The organism is Pseudomonas sp. Irchel s3b5 (genome assembly GCF_900187435.1).
Taxonomy (GTDB): Bacteria; Pseudomonadota; Gammaproteobacteria; order Pseudomonadales; family Pseudomonadaceae; genus Aquipseudomonas.
Map to the genome: position 1 here is coordinate 24,864 of NZ_FYDY01000017.1, position 16,799 is coordinate 41,662.

Below are 16,799 nucleotides of genomic sequence, written 5' to 3' on the forward strand. Positions count from 1 at the left end.
CTGCCGAAGGCTGCGATCCTTTGATCTTCAGAGGCCTCAAAGCCGCCAAAAGATCGCAGGCTTCGCCAGCTCCTACACAAGCAACTGCACATCATGACTGCAACCCGTCCAGTCGGTCGCGCAGATGCCGCAGCGTGCGGATCATATACTTTTCCACCATGTTCTTGGACAGTCCCAGGCGTTCGGCGATTTCGGCTTGGGTCAGGCCTTCGATCTTCTGCCAGACAAACACCTTGCGGCAGTTGACCGGTAACTCGGTGAGCGCCCGTTCGATGGAGTCGGCCAGCTGGACAGCCTGCATGAAATGCTCCGGGTCGCCGGTGGGCGACTCACTGAGATCAATCGCCTCGGTTTCCATGGCGCTCCGCCGGTCCTCACGCCGATAACCGTCCACCGCAATATTGCGTGCGGTCTGGTGCAGATAGGCCCGTGGTTGCTCCACCTTCGCCGAATCCGACTCGAGCACCCGCACGAAAGTGTCGTGGGCCAGGTCCTCGGCCTGCTGACGATTTCTCAGGCGACGGGTCCAGGTGCCAACCAACTCTTCGTAATGCTCGAAAAAGCCGTGTCTGCGGGGCAGCTTGGGGGTCATTGCGGTGTGCTGTGAAGATAGAGCGCGAATAGTAATGCTTCCTATTAACCAGAAGCAATGCCCTGCGCAGCACTCACGGCAGGAAGCGGATAACCGGCCAGCAAACGTTCGATCAACGCGAGCAGATCCTCTTGCGCCACGCTGATGAAGGCGGGAAAGAGCTTTTTTCGAACTTTGGATGTATATGCGATGATGGCTCTGAGACACTATCTAAAGTTCAAAGAATAATATCCGATATTGCACAGGGTCCAAACGGACTGCATACCGATCTGATTCGCCCCTTATCTGAGCATGAAATTAAACCCGAAATATTCAGGTGTCGGTTCTTGTTTGATTTGATATTGAACAAGAAATAAGTTTTTGGCGCGAAAAGTTTGGCTTGAGCTGGCCAGTATTAACACATCACGGCAGAGTCGAGTATTACCCCAGCAAGGCCCATCGCGCCTTGCGGGTAGCGCTGATCTCTGCAATTACGCCGCGCAAATGGACCGGCATTTATCGATACATCAGCTCAGATTTGTACAAGGCTGTTGATATACGATTTTGTCGCGGATCGAGAGTGTGCAGCGGGCATCGATTGTTTGAAACATTGCCCCCCCCAAACACGAGTTTGTTCACGCGCGCCCCAAAAAAACCCAATAACTTGTGGATTTAATATCCATGAGCTACACATAAACTCGAAGTCAGTTCCCCCACAATCAATAATAACTTCAGAACCAAGAGATCTTATGAACCTTGCCATTCGATTAAGGAAAATCGGGGTGCTCCAGGCAGGAGCATTGTCAATATTAAGCTTGGCATTACAACAAGCACAGGCCGCATGTAACTTGGTGAGCGGGGTCGGTGACACTTCCTACACCTGTGACAGCGGCACCAGTGGTTCACTCACCGACACCGACGGCAACAACACATTGACCTTCCCGGCCAATGGAACCGGCACCGTCGACGGCAATGTCATCTTCGGCGATGGCATTGACCGCGTAGTGATGGACTCCGGCCTCATCACCGGCAGGCTAGATCAACGTAATGGTGCGGACTCGTTTCAAATATCCGCCGGGCAGATCAACGGCGCGGTGATACAAGATGAAGGTACCGATGATTTCGTCATGACCGGCGGGCAGATCCAGTCCCTGGCCCAAGGGGGTGGACGCGATACCTTCCTGATGACAGGGGGCAGAATCGTCGACTCGTTTGTCGACGGCGATATCGCGAAGATGACCGCCGGTAGAATCGGTCGCGTCGACATGAAGCTGTACACCAATATTTTCGACATGTCTGGCGGTACGATTGACGGCAACCTGGTCACAGGGTTCGACAAGGACACCATTATCGTCTCGGGCGGCACCATTGGCGGCAACATCAGCACCAGCGGCGGCGACGACAACATCACCGTCTCGGGGGGTGTGATCAATGGTGAGATCCGCACCAGCGTCGGCAATGACCAGTTCACGTGGACGAACGGCGGCCGGATCAACTCAGCGGTACTCATGGGCGATGGTGACGACACCGCGCTGATCGGTGGCCTGAATGAAACCCTGCTGGCACCGACACCGTCCATCGACGGCGGCCTGGGTAACGATCAGTTGACCTTCGCCAACACCACCTCGGCCACGCCGTCCCGATACATCGGTTGGGAAAGCGTGAGCCTCACTAACAACTCACGCTTCGACCTGGCCGGGGATTTTTTCCTCGGTGACAGCGCGACCGCAACCGGCGTGTTTTCGATTGATGGCAGCAGCACCCTGGCCGTGACCCAAGGCAACCTGCGTCCCTTTACCGCGGGTCAATGGGCAACTCTGAACAACGCGGGCACGATCGACATGACCACCGGCAGCAACAGTGCGAGCGACTCGCTGACGGTTCATGGCAACTATGTCGGCAACGGCGGGCAATTACGGCTGCAAACGGTGCTCGGCGACGACAGTTCGGCCAGCGACAAACTTCGGGTATCCCAGGGCACCATCAGCGGCCATACCCAATTGGGCATTACCAACCTGGGCGGACTTGGCGGGCTGACCCGGCAAAACGGCATCGAAGTGGTACAGGCGCAAAATGGCGCCACCAGCAGCAGCGATGCCTTTGCCTTGAAAGGGTCGCTATCGGCGGGGGCCTACGAGTACTACCTGTTCAAGGGTGGCGTCACGGCCGGCTCGGAGAACAACTGGTACCTGCGATCCTCGGTGGTGGCCGTGCCACCTCCCACGGTGCCGCCCGCAGTGACACCACCGCCGCCCGTACCGCCTGCCCCGCCACCCATTGAGCAACCGGCGCCGGTGGTGGATCCGGATGAGCCACCGGTCGAACCACCGACCGCACGCCCAGTTGTCCCCACCGAGCCGACCGAACCGCCCCCTACGCAGATCTCCGCAGTGACGTCGCCAACGCCCGCCGCCACCACACCGCCAATCCCTAAGGCAGTAGCAGGCGCAGACCCGATTCCGCTGTATCGCGTGGAGGTGCCGGTGTATTCCGTGGTTGTTCCCGCTGCGCAACTGATGGTTTTGCAAGCGCTGGGCACCTTCCATGAACGCCAGGGTGAACAAAGCCTGCTGGGCGAAACCGGCAGCGTTCCCGCAGGCTGGGGCCGGGCCTATGGCAGCAACCTGCAGAAAAACTGGACCGGCACCGTGTCGCCAAGCTTCGATGGCTCACTTCAGGGCTTCCAGATCGGTCATGACCTGTACGGCTCACAGACCAGCGGCGGGCAATTGCAGCGCGCTGGGCTGTTCGTCGGCCACACCCATCTGCAAGGGGATGTCGATGGTTTTGCCGAAGGCTTTCAGGACCGCCGCTCGGGCCGGGTGAAACTCGATGGCGATCACTTCGGGGCCTACTGGACCCTGATAGATCCCACCGGCTGGTATGTGGATACCGTGGCGATGTGGTCACGCCTGGATGGCGACAACAGTTCCGAGCGCGGGGTAAAAATGGACACCAAGGGCGATGCCGTGACCCTGTCGGCTGAAGCGGGTTACCCCATTCGCATCTCGGAAAACTGGGTTGCGGAACCCCAGGTACAGGTGATCAACCAGCAGATCGATCTGGATGATCAGAACGACGGTATTTCCGACGTGTCCTTCGACTCGCAGGACTACTGGACGGGCCGCCTCGGTACCCGTTTCAAGGGGCGTTACCAGGCCGACAACATCCCGCTGGAACCGTATGTGAGGGCCAACCTCTGGCGTACGTTCGGTGGTTACGACACCGTCACCTACGACGATGTGGACCGGATCAAGACCGAACACAAGTCTTCATCCGCTGACATCGATGCGGGGATTGCAGCCAAACTGACGTCGGATATCAGCGTCTATGGCAACGTCGGATACAGCTTCAATCTGGACAGCAATGACCTGAGCGGTACGACGGGCACCGTGGGTCTGCGCATGAGTTGGTAAGGTGAAAAACCGGTGGGAGCGAGTCTGCTCGCTCCCACCGGGCTATTCGGTGCGCCCGCTTAGCGGTTAAACGCGTGAAGCGAACAACGCCTGATGATCGCGGCACTGCTCCGCGCTCAACATAAACACGCCATGCCCACCGCGCTCGAACTCGAGCCAGGCGAAATCGACTTCCGGGTACAACGATTCGACGTGTACCTGGCTGTTGCCCACTTCGACAATCAACAAACCCTTCTCGGTCAGATGATCCGCTGCTTCGGCGAGCATGCGTCGCACCAGGTTCAAGCCGTCATCACCGCAGGCCAGTCCCAGTTCCGGCTCGTGCTGGTATTCATCCGGCATGTCGGCAAAATCTTCGGCATCCACATAAGGCGGGTTCGACACGATCAGGTCGAAACGCTGGCCCGGCAAACCGTCGAAGCCATCGCCCTGTACGGTGTACACGCGCTCATCGACGCCATGGCGCTCGATGTTCTGGTTGGCCACTTCCAGTGCTTCGAACGACAGGTCGGCGAGCACCACTTCAGCCTTCTGGAACTCGTAGGCGCAGGCAATGCCAATGCAGCCGGAGCCCGTGCACAGGTCGAGAATCCGCGCAGGCTCGGTACCCAGCCACGGTGTAAAGCGGTTTTCGATCAGTTCGCCAATCGGCGAACGCGGGATCAGCACGCGCTCATCGACAATGAACGACATGCCGCAGAACCAGGCCTCACCCAACAGGTAAGCGGTCGGCACGCGCTCTTCGATGCGGCGCTTGAGCAATTGTTGCAGGTGAACCCGTTCGTCTTCTTCCAGGTTGCAGTCGAGATAGCTGTCGGCGATTTCCCACGGCAAGTGCAATGCACCCAACACCAGTTGGCGGGCTTCGTCCCAGGCATTGTCGGTCCCATGGCCGAAAAACAGATCCTCCCCATGGAAGCGGCTGACGGCCCAACGGATATGGTCACGCAGGGTACGAAGGCGGGAAGTGATCACGACGGTAAACTCCAGAAAAATCGACGGACGATTCTATCAGCCAATCGTCGCCACGACGACGCACGAGAAACGCCGGTGCGAATGTAGGACTAATCTCTTTTTTCAGGTTGGTATTGAACAAAACGCAGCACTTGACAAGGCTGCACGCCAATAACGACGGTGCTTACGATGGTAGCGATTCACAGAAGCGCTCAGCCAGAGGAGAATGTCGCAAAAGCCCCACTCGAAGGAGCCCCAGAATGTCTGTTCCAAAAACGATGTTTCAACTCAGCGGCCGCGGTTACGCAGCAGCCAACCTGAGCCACGCTACCCTCCTCATCATCGATGCCCAGAAAGAATACCTGAGCGGCCCCCTGGCCCTGAGCGGTATGGATGAAGCGGTTGCGAACATCAAGCAATTGCTCACCGCAGCCCGCGCTGCCGGCCGTCCCATCGTGCACATACGCCACCTCGGCACGCTCGGCGGCATGTTCAACCCGCAAGGCGTCGGCGGTGAGTTCATTGCAGGCCTGGAGCCTGAGGGCGATGAAACCGTCATCGGCAAACTGCTGCCGAGCGCGTTCCATGGCACCGAACTGGCCAAGCGCCTGGAAGACCTGGGTGCCCTTGACCTGATCGTCTGCGGTTTCATGAGCCATTCGAGTGTCAGCACGACGGTGCGTGCGGCGAAAAACCTGGGTTTCCGCTGCACCCTGGTGGAAGACGCCTGCGCCACTCGCGACCTGCCTTACAAGGGCGGCATCCTGAGTGCCGAGCACGTTCACCAGACTGAGATGGCGATCATGGCGGACAACTTCGCCACCCTCGCACCGACCTGCGAGTTGATCTGAACACCGCTCAATGAGCGGTCTACACCACCGCTCATCTGCAAAAACCTCTCATTCGCCGTAATTGTCATAGCCTCAGGAACATCCCGGTCATCTCCCGGTCGAAGGGCCGATACCCATTGAGGAAGGTCGGAATGAAGTTATCCGATGGTTTTGACGCTCGCCGCTTACGGCCCAAAGGCCAAAGAAACTGGCGTTTTCGAATCGCTGCGACGTTCGCGGCGTTGCTGGCGATGTGCGGTGTGCTGCTCACTATGGCCGGCATTGCCAGCCTGTTGGGCCAGGTTCCAGGCCTGGGCGAGCTGAACAGCAACCGTGCCGGTGCGGCGGCAGTTCTGGCGATCGGCCTGGTTGTCCTGTACATCGGCGTCTGGCTGTGGCGCCGTTGCCGTCGCCGCGCGCGACAGTCGCTGGGCTTGAACATGTCTCCGCACCTGATGAAAAAACACGACTGAAACCTGGGTCGCAGTCGAACATCACGCGTTTTGTCGCGCCCGACTCGCTCCGAGTTGGGTAAACTGGCCGCCCTTCGCGGAGGCTGACATGCAAGACGACGATTTTTCCCTGTTCAAAAGCGCGATCCAAGGCGTCAAGCCGATCAAGCACGATCGCGCCGAAACCGGTAAACCCAAAGCTGACCGTGCGCAGATCGCCAAGCTACGCCAGGCGGCCACCGTGCGCACCGATGCCACCACCGTTGACGGGCTGTCCGATCAGTTTGTCATCGACGTCGGCCCTGAAGACGAGCTGATGTGGGCACGTGACGGCGTGCAGGAAAGCCAGATGCGCAAGCTCAAGATCGGACAGATTCCGTTCGAAGGCAGCCTCGACTTGCACGGCATGAACGTGGAAAAGGCCCGGGAAACCCTCTGGGCGTTCCTCGCCGAAGCCACCAAATTCGAAATTCGCTGCGTGCGCGTCACCCACGGTAAAGCCGTGCGTCTGGACGGCAAGCGCCCGATGATCAAAAGCCACGTCAACACGTGGCTGCGTCAGCATCCGCAGGTGCTCGGTTTCACCTCGTGCCAGGCTAAACATGGCGGTGCCGGTGCGGTTTATGTGATGCTCAAACGAACCATGATGGAAGGTCGCGACGAGTAAACCTGATGCGCCACGCTTGCAGCGCCGTGTCCGCCACCGTACCCTTGCCCTTTGCGTAAAATCCCACAGGTAGTTTCATGTCCCTGGAACAGAATTACACGGCGATTCTAAAGGGGTAAGGCAAAGTACTCAGGGCCAATGGAACCGGGCACTTCCTTACTTTGAAATACCCGGTTTTAACCTGCTTTACACGGTCAGTGGTACAAAAAGTGGTACGGACTTTCGACCGCCATCAGTTGATTTAACGTTGAGGCAAATATGGATATTGAAAAGCTCTCGCTCCTGCTGAAACCTTGGTTACGTGTGGACACTTGGCATACCGGTCATCCGATGGACGACCAGCGCTTCCACCATGCGTTGAAAGCAGCATTTGATGAGCTTGGCGTACAAATAAGCTCGGACGATTTTCGGAAAGCAATCGCCGCCTGCTTGAAAGATCATCGCCCAGGGGATGTAGGGGCATTCGAAAGCGATATCGAAGAGTTCGCGCAACGTGGCGAGGATATCGCCAGTTATCTGCTCGACCTGAAGCCTTAAGCATTCGCAGTGGCGGCGTTTCTTGGCGCCACCATGTCAAGGTGACCCCGAAACCTCAGCAAGCAATTGATCCATAAGGCAAAAATAGTGTTTTTAATAGGGTTTAAAACAGCGACATCATCCTATTAGAATCAATAACTTAGCGTTGTATATTCCTACAGTAGTTCCCTTTCCAGGCGTTCTGCCAACCGTAAAAAATCCTTTCGATGCAGTGCTACGCTGACCTCATAACCGAGGATTCACGATGCCAAACTCAGACCTACTCCCTTCCCTGCTGTACAAGATCAACGAAAACCAGCTCGCGCTGGAAGCCGCCATCCTGGAGCTGTCGAACTGGGTCGAGCAACGCGGATCAGCCGACGTCGCCGACAATGTGCGTGGAGCCTTGGAGGCCATCGATAAAAATGAAGAGTTCATCAAGATGACCCTCGCGGTGATGATGGCGCCGGAGTGAGGGCTTTCGACCAGCAGTGGTCGGTCAAAGGTTCTGATAGATTGGTAGAAATTCACTACCTCTTCGAGAACCGCGATCAATGAGAGTTATTCGTAGCAAGGATTTCACCGCCACTCGCGCTTGGGGTGCTGACGACATAGCTAACATGGATGGAACCACCGTCCGCCTCCACTGGACCGACCAGCCATATAAGTGGCATGTCAATGATGGTGAGGAGGTATTTGCAGTCCTCGACGGCACGGTAGATATGCATTATCGCGAGTCAGGAATCGAGCGCGTCGTGACATTGGTGGTTGGCGATGTGTTTTTCGCAGGGGTTGGATGTGAACATGTTGCGCATCCTCGTGGAGAAGCACGGATTCTGGTTATCGAACGTGAGGGCAGCGTTTGAGTTGCCTAGGCTATCGCTCATCATTACCAGCTTTCTGACAGACCGTTCTGGGTCGTCCGCAGCCCTTCGCATGGGTAGACGCGACATTTAATTATAACGTCAACACGGGGATGCACGGGGGATCAGCCTTTGAAATCAAGGGCTGAATCCCAGCGATTCCCCGCCCTGCCCTATACCCCCCGAAAAATTGACCCAGCCATCTACGGCGTTCTGTCGACCGAACACGATCCCTATCTGCAACTCAACCACACCAAGACACCACTCAATTGGCAGCAGGATCACCCAAAAAAAGTCATCAACCCCAACACTTGATTTCAAGCATTCAAGTATTCTAGTTGAATGCTTGACGGAACCGAACCCGTCAGGCTTAATGGGGTCAAGTTTCAACAGGATAGGGAGAGGGCAATGTCACTTTCAAAATTCGGAGTCGCAGTGAGGGAGTTCCGGCGCTCTCTGCAGCTTACGCTCAGCTCAATGGCGGCAGCTTTAGATACATCGCCGGCTTTTCTGAGCGCTATGGAGACGGGCCGAAGCAAAATACCGATGGAGTGGGTCGACAAAATCTCAAGCTACTTCGAAGCCGCCGGACTTCACGTCAACCGTTCCAAGCTCAAAGCTAGTGCATGCGAGGACAACGAAAGCGTGTCTCTAGTAGGTCTTCCCGCACACCACAGAATGTTGATTGCAGGATTTGCTAATTCCGATTTAAACCAAGAACAGCTTGCGAAGCTGGGGCGCTTGCTAAGCGAAATCCACGGGGATGCAGATAATGACGAGCGGAAACCTAGCTGAATTTACACTGCGCGGGCACCGAGTGCCCGCAATTGACCGAACTGAAATAGACTACATTTCCGGTCGAATCTGCAAAATTTTGAAAGCTACGAAACACTCATTTTCCCCTTCAAAAATAGGCATGTTCTTAAACAGCCTAGAGGAAAACGGTATCAATATTGACATCGTTGATGACGAAGAGTGGATTGACGTAGCGAGAGCAACGGTCGACCCGTCTACAGGTTTTATATATATGCCTTACAGCCTATATAAAAATTTGAACAGGTCAGAACCTGAAGCGCTGAGAATATTTTTGCATGAACTGGGCCATATTTTTCTGTGTCACAGGCCGCTATTGCACTTCTCAGACAAAAACGCTTTACAGATAGAAGACTCAGAGTGGCAGGCAGATACCTTCGCTGACTGTGTAATCGATCGGCTGAAGTTACCTAGGCAGGGCAGACAGCTTGAATTTAAAAACTTCTAACTAATCACGCCGCAAACGTGATTAGCCAGAAGCTGGTGGTAGACCGCAAATCTACCAGGGAAGTTCTCCACTCGCTTTCCGCAACCGCAGACAGCTAGCAGATTCGTGCCTTCAACAGCTGCGTATCCTAGCTTCGTTCTTCGGATCTGTCCACAGAAGGTGAGTAGTGGCCACCCCATAAAGAGGTGAGTCTCATGACTTATACCGACGAACGGGGCACGTTCATCCTGCGTTGGAGTCGCCGCCTAAAAAACGGTCTTATCCAGCGCGCGGTAGGCAAGCCCTTCAAAATCTACATCAAAGACTGATGTAGGCTTTAGCCCTGACCAGCGATGGTTGGGGCTTTTCATTTTGCATCAGTAGAAACTCAAAATAGCTTGATCCAGTTTAGACACCTTATTGTCATTCCAAGGAGGTTCAGAGATGCAGATCGATCCAGAGCTATACAGGCAGATTAGGGAGACCATTGATAACTTCCCTCCATACCCAGACGTAGACGCCCTCGTTGCTAACGGTGACCTTCTAAAAACTCGAGGCGGGTACAACGTATTAACCGAGGTGGGAATGGCAGCAATCAGCAAATACGTTATCGGTGCAACGATCAGCAGCAAAGGCAAGCCTGCCGTTTTCAAGCTCTCTCGCCGTAGGAAAAAGTAGATCAGCGCGCCATCTCCCGCACATAAGCCTGACATGCCGCCAGTGCGATCAATCCTTCGTCACCGGTGCTGGTGATGGCGACAATTCGTTGAGCATGCGCTGGGGCAATTTGGGAACCTATGGTTCTGTGCCACCAAGGTTGAACCCACAATCAAATGCCTCTCCTTCAAAAGAGGCCACCCAATGCCGCCGGCTCCCAGTTCATGATCACCAGTTCACCGCTGATCTCAGCCTTACCCTGCCGCTGGTTGGTCGTGGTGTAGCGGATATCCAGCGTCTCAAAATGAAAACCCTCAAACACCCGACGGATGTCTGGGTGGTCGTTGATGCTGACCATCACCCTGCCCTTGCAGCGGCGCATGAAGTCGGCCATGCGCTCGTAGTTCTCAAACGGAAAATCCACGCCATAGCCTGCGGTCTGCCAATACGGCGGGTCCATGTAGTGGAAGGTATGAGCGCGGTCGTAGCGTTCCGCGCATTCCAGCCAGGGCAGGTTTTCCACGTAGGTGCCGGACAGGCGTTGCCAGGCGGCCGAGAGGTTTTCTTCGATGCGCAGCAGGTTAATCGACGGGGTGGTGGTGGCGGTACCGAAGGTCTGCCCGGTGACCTTGCCGGCAAAGGCATGGTGCTGCAGGTAGAAAAATCGGGCGGCACGCTGGATATCGGTGAGGGTTTCGACGCGAGTCATCTTCTGCCACTCGAACACCTGGCGCGAGCTGAGCGCCCACTTGAACTGGCGGACAAACTCTTCGAGGTGGTTCTGTACGACGCGGTACAGCGTGACCAGGTCGCCGTTGATGTCGTTGAGGACTTCCACCGGCGCAGCCTGGGGCCGCATGAAGTACAGCGCGGCGCCGCCGGCAAAGACTTCGACGTAGCATTCGTGCGGAGGGAACAGCGGAATAAGGCGATCGGCCAGGCGGCGTTTGCCGCCCATCCAAGGGATGATTGGGGTAGACATAGTTAGCAAGACCTTTACTGTATAAATAAACAGGTGCCAGGCTCGCTCCGCTTTGTGCACAGAGCAGGAGCCTTGGCGGGACTTGCAGGGATCATCTGCGGGGACGGTGGCCGGGTTGGATGTTGACGCATCCAGCCTAGCCGCTCCTTTTACATCGAATTTGAAATCTGTTGAACCTGGGACGATTCACACGCCCGGGCAATCAAACCGGCACGTCGAGCACCACGTTCTGCGGCTTGCCTGAGGCTTTGGCCTTGCCCTCCTTGCCGCCGTTACACTCCACCGACACCGTCCACCCGGACGGGGTAAAGGTGTGATCCACCGATTCCACCAGGTACTCGCCATCGAGCCCACGCTTGAAGCCTTGGGCCTCGATCATGCTTTCGGCAAACAGGTCAGTTCGTCCGGGCAGATCAAGACGCACCGAAGCAGTCGAACGATTGAACGCCGCCAGGCGGGCCTTCGCCGCTTCGTCGGCCGCGCTTTTGTCCGGGTAAAGATGGCGGTCGGTGTGCACCGGCGGCATGCCCTCCGGCACGTTGGGGTTGTCCAGGTACGAAATCTGTAATTCCCCGCTGGCCGGGTCCTGGTACTGGGTGCTGACACCTTGATGGGTGCTGCGGTCGCTCAAGCGAAACTGCCAGCGGGTGACGTCGGCGCGCTGCAGGATGATGACCGTCAGGGCCTTGCCACTTGCGCTCTGCCCACCCTGTCGCGGCAGCACCAACAGCTTGCCGTCGGCCACCTTGGCCGTGCAGTCATGCTTCTTGGCCAGGCGGGTGATGAAGTTGAAGTCCGACTCATTGAGCTGATCCATGCGCGGCACGCGGGTGTCGACCGGACACGATGGCTGCCAGCCATTGCGCGCCGCGACATCGCCGACGATCTGCGCCAGGCTGACGTCCTCCCAGCTGCCGCTGCGGGTGGTTTTGCCACTGCCGCGCATGTCGCTGGCCTTGCCGCTGATCACCAGCGTGTCCGGTGGCCCGGAAACGGCCACCTCATCCACGGTGTAGCGGCCCATGCGCGTCAGGTCGGCGCCGGCATAGCCCAGATAGACCTCGATGCTCGCGCCACGCACCGGCAGCGACACCGCCCCATCACGATCATCGATGCGCAGTTCGAACGAGTCCGAGGCCATCCCGGGGCGGTCGGCAAGCTGCAGCGAGACCAGCCGATCATTGATCAGGGTGGAGATGTCGGCGCCGTCGGCGACGATACGAAAAAGCGGTTGCATAGTGGTATCCCAGACAAGAAAAAGCCCGCACTGGGCGGGCCGGGTAACGGGGTCAGTCCCACAGTGAAATCACACTGTCGGTTTCGATCACCAGCTCCGGCAGCGTGATCAACAGCCCTGCCCGGAAAGGCTGTGGCTCATCAGCCAAGCCCTGATTAGCGGCCAGCACCGCTTCGACGCTGCGGTTCAGGTGGCCGTAATAGTGGTGGCAGAGGGTGTCGAGCAGATCCCCATCAGCTGTTCTGCAAGTCATCGCCATAACGGACAAACTCCAATGAAAAGCTCTGTTTGCGCGGAATGGCGCCTGGCAGCAAGGCGCTTTGTTCCTCGTCGATCGTGGTCAACACCCAGTTACCCAGCACCTCGCCGTAGCCGGTGGTCAGGTTCAGCGGCAGCAACTTGGCGCCGATGCTGCGCAGCCTATCCAGTTGCTTCAAGCCGCCTTTGTAGCTCGGGTAGATCGCGCCCTTAATGGTGATTTTCTCCTCGCCCAGACCCACCGCCTGTTGCGCCGGCCTCCGGGTCAGGCGTTCCTGCGCCGCCCAGCGAAACGTAGTCTGCCGCCGCAGCTCGTCAAACGCCGCGGTGTCCAGATTGAAGTAGTACGGCCGCTCATTGGCCTTGAGCGGATAGATGATCAGCAGGTGCGGAAACGGCTTCACCGCATCGGGGATCGGCGTCATGTCGCCGGCAAACCATTCGGTGGGGAAGATGTTGCCCAACGCGGCATTGGCCTTGCCGGCCACCTTGTTGAACGCCGCGCCAAAGCGGGCGATCTGTTCGGTCAGCGCGGAAAAGTGCTGCTCGAACTGCGCCAGGGATCGTTGAGTCTGGTTATAGAAACTGGCGACCTTGCCGATCTTGGCCTGCGCCGAGTTGATCGCACTCTGCAGGCGGCGGGTCTTGTCACTGAGGTCTTCGCTGATAAAGGGCAAACCTTCCAACGCATCCGCCGCACCGCCGATTTCGTTGAGCGCGCCATTCATGGGCCCGGTCATCGACTCCAGGTCGGTACGTCCGGCCTCGCCGGCATCGACCATGTACTTCAGTCCGCCCTGCAGGTGCTCCAGGTAGGATTTTTCATCCGACATAGCATTTCCTCAACCCACATGGGGCGCATCAAACAATTGGCGTGCACGCGCGTCTCGGGCGAAGTCTTCAAACTGGCGCCGCAGGTGCGGCATCAACGCTTGGGCCAACTGCGCCGGATCTTTCACATCGCCCTGCACGGTAATGACCGGGGCCGGGGCGAAAGTGAATTGCTGATCGACCTTCGGCCATTCGGGCGCCTTTACCGCCGTGCTTGCCATCAATGCCGCCGCCGTCACCGGCGCGGCGGGGGCGCTTTCCATCGAGCGCACGACAGCGCCAACACCTTGTCCAGCGGGCATGGGCAAGATGCCGATCGGCGCTTTGGCAGGCGTGTCCGGCCCGCCAAACAACGCCTTGCCCATGGTCGCGCCTAACTTGCCCCCGCCCCACGCCCCGACCATGCCGCCGATAATCCCGCCAATGGCGGTACCGACCACGGGAACGATCGAGCCTAAAGCCGCACCAACTGCCGCGCCACCGAGCACGCCTCCCACGAGCCCGCCCGCTGCCTCTCCGTAGCCTTCGGCCTTTTCATCGCGGGTGGTCGCGTTCTGATACGTGTCCAGCACCTGCACGCCGGCACCGACCGCCGCAAGCGCTCCGCCCACTTTCATGCCACGGGACAGCGTGGTGCGACCTTTTCCCTTTGTTCTTTTTTTATCCTTATCGTGATCCAGCCCCTCATCACCGAGGTCATCGGCATTGGTCACAAAGACCCGCTGCACGATGCTGGACCGGTCGCCGGCCGAACCGCGGGCGATGTTCATCAATCCCCGACCGATCTTCAGCGCCGCCCAGGCCTTGCCCGCCAGTAACGCGCCGGCACTCACGGCCGCCAGACCCAACACGACTTTGGGGGTCTCCTCGGACAAGGCGGTCAAGCCACGCGCGGCTGCGCCAATCCCGCTGGCCAGCGCATCCGTCGCCGGACGCAGAGCATCCCCGATGGCCCGCAGCGAATCGTTGAACGCCTGACCGGTTTCGGCCCAGCGTTGTGACGAGGCTTCGCGCCGCTCGCTTAGGTTCTTGTCGAGAATGCCCTTGCGCTCGCCGTTGGGGTCCGAGGCGCTTTTTTTCAGGTCCGCGTAGATTTTTTTGTTCTGGGTGTACGCCATCAGGGCCGTCTTGACCTGCATGTCGGCAAACAGATCGCCGGTACGCAACGTGGCGGCTAAGGCATCGGCCATCGCCTGCGCCTTGGCCGGGTCCGTCTCCTGGTCGATCTGGGTCAGCCCCTGATCCAGCTGCTTGGCCTTTTTCGGATCGGTCTTTTCCACATACCGGCGTGCCAGTTCGAAGCTGGCTTCGAAGGTCGACATGCCCTTGCCAATGGCGGCATTCATCGAGCCCTGATAGTCAATCCCGGCATCGGCATACCCTTTGACGGTTTCCTCCGAGCCGATTTTCGCGATCCAGTTTTTCAGGTTATTCGCCGCTTCATCCGCACTGCCGGCGCTCTTGATCTGCACCTGCAGCATGGCACCGAGCTGCGTCACCGCGTCCTGGCCGGTGATGCCGCTGCTGGCCATCTGCGCCAGCAGTTCCGGAAACCACTTGGCCATGTCGGCTGCCTCGAAGCTGCCCTGTTGGCCCAGCAACGCGACCGACGCCAAGGCCTGCTCCATTTTTTGCGGGTCGGTGATCTTGGCGTTGTTCTGCATCGCCAGAATCATCCTCGCCGTGTCGGTGCCCGAGGCGCCCTGCCCGACCGCAAACTTGGCCGCCACTGGCGCGTACTTCAGCGCCTCGGATAACGCCATGCCGCCGCCGACCAGCTGGTTCACCAGGTCAGCCACCTGAGTGTTGGCCATGCCGGTGTCTTTTGAGGTCTGGACGATGTCTCGGGCGGTGTCCACTTCCTGCTGGGTATTGGCGGTACCGGACTTGATCGCAATGTCGCGAATGATCGCCTGAAAGTCCGCACTGATTTTGGTCGGCACGGCCGCCAGGGTAGTACCGGCCACCGCGGTGCCAAATCCGCTGCGCAGGCTTTCCTGCCCGTCCTGCACCTGCCCCATGCCTTTGGCCTTGAACTCGGCACTGCGCACCACCTTGCCCAGCGCCAAATACTCATGACGCAGGCGACCGACCTCAATCCCCTGCTTTTTCAGGCTACTGTTATTGGCTTCCAGCTTCTTCAGCAAGGCGCCAGCATTGGCCGACCCGCTGTCGTGGGCTTTTTTCCACTCATCGCGCAGACGCATGGTCTCGCCGATGACTTTCTGCAAACCCTTGGCGCGCATGGTTTGCGCCTCGAGCTTTTTCATTTCGCCGCTGACGTTCTTGAAGGCGGCACCGAGCGAAGAGTCGACGGCGCCGCCAATCACCAGCCCGAGCGAGAGTTTGTTCGCCATGGAGGTTACCTGTGGGAGCGGGGATTAGGCTCAGTCCGTGAGCCACCAGACCATCTCGGAAAACGACAAGCACTGGATCTCGGCCGCCGAAAAATTCAGCTCGGCGGCCAAGCGTTTGGCCAGGGCTTTTTGCAGCTTGGGGTTAAACCCCGTCGTCTGCTCCCAGACGAAAATAGGCGGTCTGTAGACGACGGTAATCACGCATCAGCAGCCCCTCCAGATCGCCACGACCGATGCTCGCCAGGCTGCAGAACAAGACCATCTCCTGTTCTTCTTCATTGGTCCCACCCTGCAAGGTGGCGGCACGCATCTCGCGCACTGTCGGTTCACGCAGGGTCAGTTTGTCGACCTGCATGCCATTGGCCTGGCTCGCCTTGGATAACGTGATGGTGGCAATGCCATCGCCCAGTTGCAGCCACTTGGGCAGGACGTTGTCTTTTGTATTGCTCATGGTGTGGTTCCTTACATGCCCAGGGCAGACCGCACGGCGGCCAGCTGATCGGTGCCATCGATGACACGAATCGAGTTGAGGGGATCGATTTCAAACATCACGCTGCCGTCGATTTCCAGCTTGTAATAGGTCACCGCGACGGCGTACTTGAACTCACCCTTTTCACCCGGTTTCCAGTCCCCCGGATCGACTTCCTTGAGGCTGCCCCGCAGGGTGGCGACCACCGACTTGACCGATCCTTTCTGGCCCTTGAAAGCGCCGCGGAACGAGGCGTTGAACCCAGTCAGGTCGGACTGACCAAAGAACTTCAGCACCTCGCGGCGCACGCCGTTGGTGAGAAAGCTGGCTTCGAGCTTTTCCATGCCCATGTCGAGCTCTACCGCCGCGTCCATGCCGCCGGCGCGGTACTCGTCAGTCTTGAGGGTCAACTTGGGCAAGGTCAGGCTCGGTACATCGCCTTGCAGGCTGATACCGTCCACGAACAGGTTGGTGTTGTAGAGCACTTCCGGAATCATAA

The 16,799-nt window shown here is 58.1% G+C and carries 19 protein-coding genes and 1 pseudogene; 10 read left to right on the plus strand and 10 right to left on the minus strand.

The features are described from left to right. Positions 1–91: 91 nt before the first annotated feature. Positions 92–592: a sigma-70 family RNA polymerase sigma factor gene (locus CKW15_RS17725; protein ID WP_095059184.1), complete on the minus strand. Its 501-nt coding sequence runs from the start codon at positions 590–592 to the stop codon at positions 92–94. Between the two features lie 728 nt (positions 593–1,320). Between CKW15_RS17725 and CKW15_RS17730 the strand changes: the two genes are divergently transcribed. Beyond that, entirely contained in the window at positions 1,321–3,987 is a 2,667-nt protein-coding gene (locus tag CKW15_RS17730; protein ID WP_095059185.1) for an autotransporter outer membrane beta-barrel domain-containing protein, read from the plus strand. Positions 3,988–4,053: 66 nt separating this feature from the next. On the opposite strand, the gene prmB is transcribed toward CKW15_RS17730, so the two are convergent. Next, positions 4,054–4,962: a 50S ribosomal protein L3 N(5)-glutamine methyltransferase gene (gene prmB / locus CKW15_RS17735; RefSeq protein WP_095059187.1), complete on the minus strand. Its 909-nt coding sequence runs from the start codon at positions 4,960–4,962 to the stop codon at positions 4,054–4,056. A gap of 239 nt (positions 4,963–5,201) precedes the next feature. On the opposite strand from prmB, the gene CKW15_RS17740 reads away from it, so the two are divergent. The 9 genes from CKW15_RS17740 to CKW15_RS17780 all read left to right on the plus strand — a co-directional run bounded on the left by CKW15_RS17740 (position 5,202) and on the right by CKW15_RS17780 (position 10,187). Then, positions 5,202–5,792, plus strand: coding sequence for a cysteine hydrolase family protein (locus CKW15_RS17740; protein WP_095059188.1), 591 nt, complete (start codon positions 5,202–5,204; stop codon positions 5,790–5,792). Positions 5,793–5,923: 131 nt separating this feature from the next. Next, on the plus strand, positions 5,924–6,244 hold the full coding sequence (locus CKW15_RS17745) for a hypothetical protein (RefSeq protein WP_095059189.1): 321 nt from the start codon (positions 5,924–5,926) through the stop codon (positions 6,242–6,244). An 88-nt stretch (positions 6,245–6,332) separates the two neighbouring features. Continuing rightward, positions 6,333–6,890 carry a Smr/MutS family protein gene (locus CKW15_RS17750; RefSeq protein WP_095059191.1) on the plus strand — a complete coding sequence of 186 codons (558 nt, stop codon included), beginning with the start codon at positions 6,333–6,335 and terminating at the stop codon, positions 6,888–6,890. A 258-nt stretch (positions 6,891–7,148) separates the two neighbouring features. Continuing rightward, entirely contained in the window at positions 7,149–7,427 is a 279-nt protein-coding gene (locus CKW15_RS17755) for a hypothetical protein (RefSeq protein WP_095152511.1), read from the plus strand. A gap of 244 nt (positions 7,428–7,671) precedes the next feature. Beyond that, positions 7,672–7,881 carry a hypothetical protein gene (locus CKW15_RS17760; protein ID WP_095152512.1) on the plus strand — a complete coding sequence of 70 codons (210 nt, stop codon included), beginning with the start codon at positions 7,672–7,674 and terminating at the stop codon, positions 7,879–7,881. Between the two features lie 79 nt (positions 7,882–7,960). Next, the gene (locus tag CKW15_RS17765) at positions 7,961–8,272 is read left to right on the plus strand and encodes a hypothetical protein (RefSeq protein ID WP_008020327.1); all 312 of its coding nucleotides are present in this window, start codon (positions 7,961–7,963) and stop codon (positions 8,270–8,272) included. A gap of 405 nt (positions 8,273–8,677) precedes the next feature. Further along, complete coding sequence (locus tag CKW15_RS17770; protein ID WP_095059201.1) at positions 8,678–9,064, plus strand: helix-turn-helix domain-containing protein; 387 nt, start codon at positions 8,678–8,680, stop codon at positions 9,062–9,064. After that, positions 9,042–9,530, plus strand: a complete 489-nt coding sequence (locus tag CKW15_RS17775; protein WP_177450586.1) for an ImmA/IrrE family metallo-endopeptidase — start codon at positions 9,042–9,044, stop codon at positions 9,528–9,530. The genes CKW15_RS17770 and CKW15_RS17775 overlap by 23 nt, the downstream gene beginning before the upstream one ends. Positions 9,531–9,953: 423 nt before the next feature. Further along, positions 9,954–10,187 carry a hypothetical protein gene (locus tag CKW15_RS17780; protein WP_095152514.1) on the plus strand — a complete coding sequence of 78 codons (234 nt, stop codon included), beginning with the start codon at positions 9,954–9,956 and terminating at the stop codon, positions 10,185–10,187. A 1-nt stretch (position 10,188) separates the two neighbouring features. Here CKW15_RS17780 and CKW15_RS28820 read toward each other — a convergent pair. The 8 genes and pseudogenes from CKW15_RS28820 to CKW15_RS17820 form a co-directional block, all read right to left on the minus strand. Further along, a pseudogene (locus CKW15_RS28820) lies at positions 10,189–10,293 on the minus strand (lysis protein); the annotation flags it as partial. Positions 10,294–10,353: 60 nt separating this feature from the next. Then, positions 10,354–11,148, minus strand: coding sequence for a DNA adenine methylase (locus CKW15_RS17790; RefSeq protein WP_095152515.1), 795 nt, complete (start codon positions 11,146–11,148; stop codon positions 10,354–10,356). Positions 11,149–11,350: 202 nt separating this feature from the next. Next, the gene (locus tag CKW15_RS17795) at positions 11,351–12,385 is read right to left on the minus strand and encodes a phage late control D family protein (RefSeq protein ID WP_095152516.1); all 1,035 of its coding nucleotides are present in this window, start codon (positions 12,383–12,385) and stop codon (positions 11,351–11,353) included. A gap of 52 nt (positions 12,386–12,437) precedes the next feature. Further along, positions 12,438–12,644, minus strand: coding sequence for a tail protein X (locus CKW15_RS17800; RefSeq protein ID WP_095059210.1), 207 nt, complete (start codon positions 12,642–12,644; stop codon positions 12,438–12,440). Further along, entirely contained in the window at positions 12,619–13,476 is an 858-nt protein-coding gene (locus CKW15_RS17805; RefSeq protein WP_095152517.1) for a phage tail protein, read from the minus strand. The genes CKW15_RS17800 and CKW15_RS17805 overlap by 26 nt, the downstream gene beginning before the upstream one ends. A gap of 9 nt (positions 13,477–13,485) precedes the next feature. After that, complete coding sequence (locus CKW15_RS17810) at positions 13,486–15,831, minus strand: phage tail tape measure protein (RefSeq protein WP_095152518.1); 2,346 nt, start codon at positions 15,829–15,831, stop codon at positions 13,486–13,488. Positions 15,832–15,973: 142 nt separating this feature from the next. After that, positions 15,974–16,282: a phage tail assembly protein gene (locus CKW15_RS17815; protein WP_095152519.1), complete on the minus strand. Its 309-nt coding sequence runs from the start codon at positions 16,280–16,282 to the stop codon at positions 15,974–15,976. A gap of 11 nt (positions 16,283–16,293) precedes the next feature. After that, positions 16,294–16,797: a phage major tail tube protein gene (locus CKW15_RS17820; RefSeq protein ID WP_060539975.1), complete on the minus strand. Its 504-nt coding sequence runs from the start codon at positions 16,795–16,797 to the stop codon at positions 16,294–16,296. Between the last annotated feature and the right edge of the window lie 2 nt (positions 16,798–16,799).

Coding starts and splice junctions, on each gene's coding strand:
- CKW15_RS17810 (WP_095152518.1), bottom strand. CDS start 15,831: ATGGCGAACAAACTCTCGCTCGGGCTGGTGATTGGCGGCGCCGTCGAC.
- CKW15_RS17795 (WP_095152516.1), bottom strand. CDS start 12,385: ATGCAACCGCTTTTTCGTATCGTCGCCGACGGCGCCGACATCTCCACC.
- CKW15_RS17790 (WP_095152515.1), bottom strand. CDS start 11,148: ATGTCTACCCCAATCATCCCTTGGATGGGCGGCAAACGCCGCCTGGCC.
- CKW15_RS17805 (WP_095152517.1), bottom strand. CDS start 13,476: ATGTCGGATGAAAAATCCTACCTGGAGCACCTGCAGGGCGGACTGAAG.
- CKW15_RS17745 (WP_095059189.1), top strand. CDS start 5,924: ATGAAGTTATCCGATGGTTTTGACGCTCGCCGCTTACGGCCCAAAGGC.
- CKW15_RS17760 (WP_095152512.1), top strand. CDS start 7,672: ATGCCAAACTCAGACCTACTCCCTTCCCTGCTGTACAAGATCAACGAA.
- CKW15_RS17730 (WP_095059185.1), top strand. CDS start 1,321: ATGAACCTTGCCATTCGATTAAGGAAAATCGGGGTGCTCCAGGCAGGA.
- CKW15_RS17780 (WP_095152514.1), top strand. CDS start 9,954: ATGCAGATCGATCCAGAGCTATACAGGCAGATTAGGGAGACCATTGAT.
- CKW15_RS17725 (WP_095059184.1), bottom strand. CDS start 592: ATGACCCCCAAGCTGCCCCGCAGACACGGCTTTTTCGAGCATTACGAA.
- CKW15_RS17755 (WP_095152511.1), top strand. CDS start 7,149: ATGGATATTGAAAAGCTCTCGCTCCTGCTGAAACCTTGGTTACGTGTG.
- CKW15_RS17740 (WP_095059188.1), top strand. CDS start 5,202: ATGTCTGTTCCAAAAACGATGTTTCAACTCAGCGGCCGCGGTTACGCA.
- CKW15_RS17765 (WP_008020327.1), top strand. CDS start 7,961: ATGAGAGTTATTCGTAGCAAGGATTTCACCGCCACTCGCGCTTGGGGT.
- CKW15_RS17820 (WP_060539975.1), bottom strand. CDS start 16,797: ATGATTCCGGAAGTGCTCTACAACACCAACCTGTTCGTGGACGGTATC.
- CKW15_RS17750 (WP_095059191.1), top strand. CDS start 6,333: ATGCAAGACGACGATTTTTCCCTGTTCAAAAGCGCGATCCAAGGCGTC.
- CKW15_RS17775 (WP_177450586.1), top strand. CDS start 9,042: ATGACGAGCGGAAACCTAGCTGAATTTACACTGCGCGGGCACCGAGTG.
- CKW15_RS17770 (WP_095059201.1), top strand. CDS start 8,678: ATGTCACTTTCAAAATTCGGAGTCGCAGTGAGGGAGTTCCGGCGCTCT.
- CKW15_RS17815 (WP_095152519.1), bottom strand. CDS start 16,282: ATGAGCAATACAAAAGACAACGTCCTGCCCAAGTGGCTGCAACTGGGC.
- CKW15_RS17800 (WP_095059210.1), bottom strand. CDS start 12,644: ATGGCGATGACTTGCAGAACAGCTGATGGGGATCTGCTCGACACCCTC.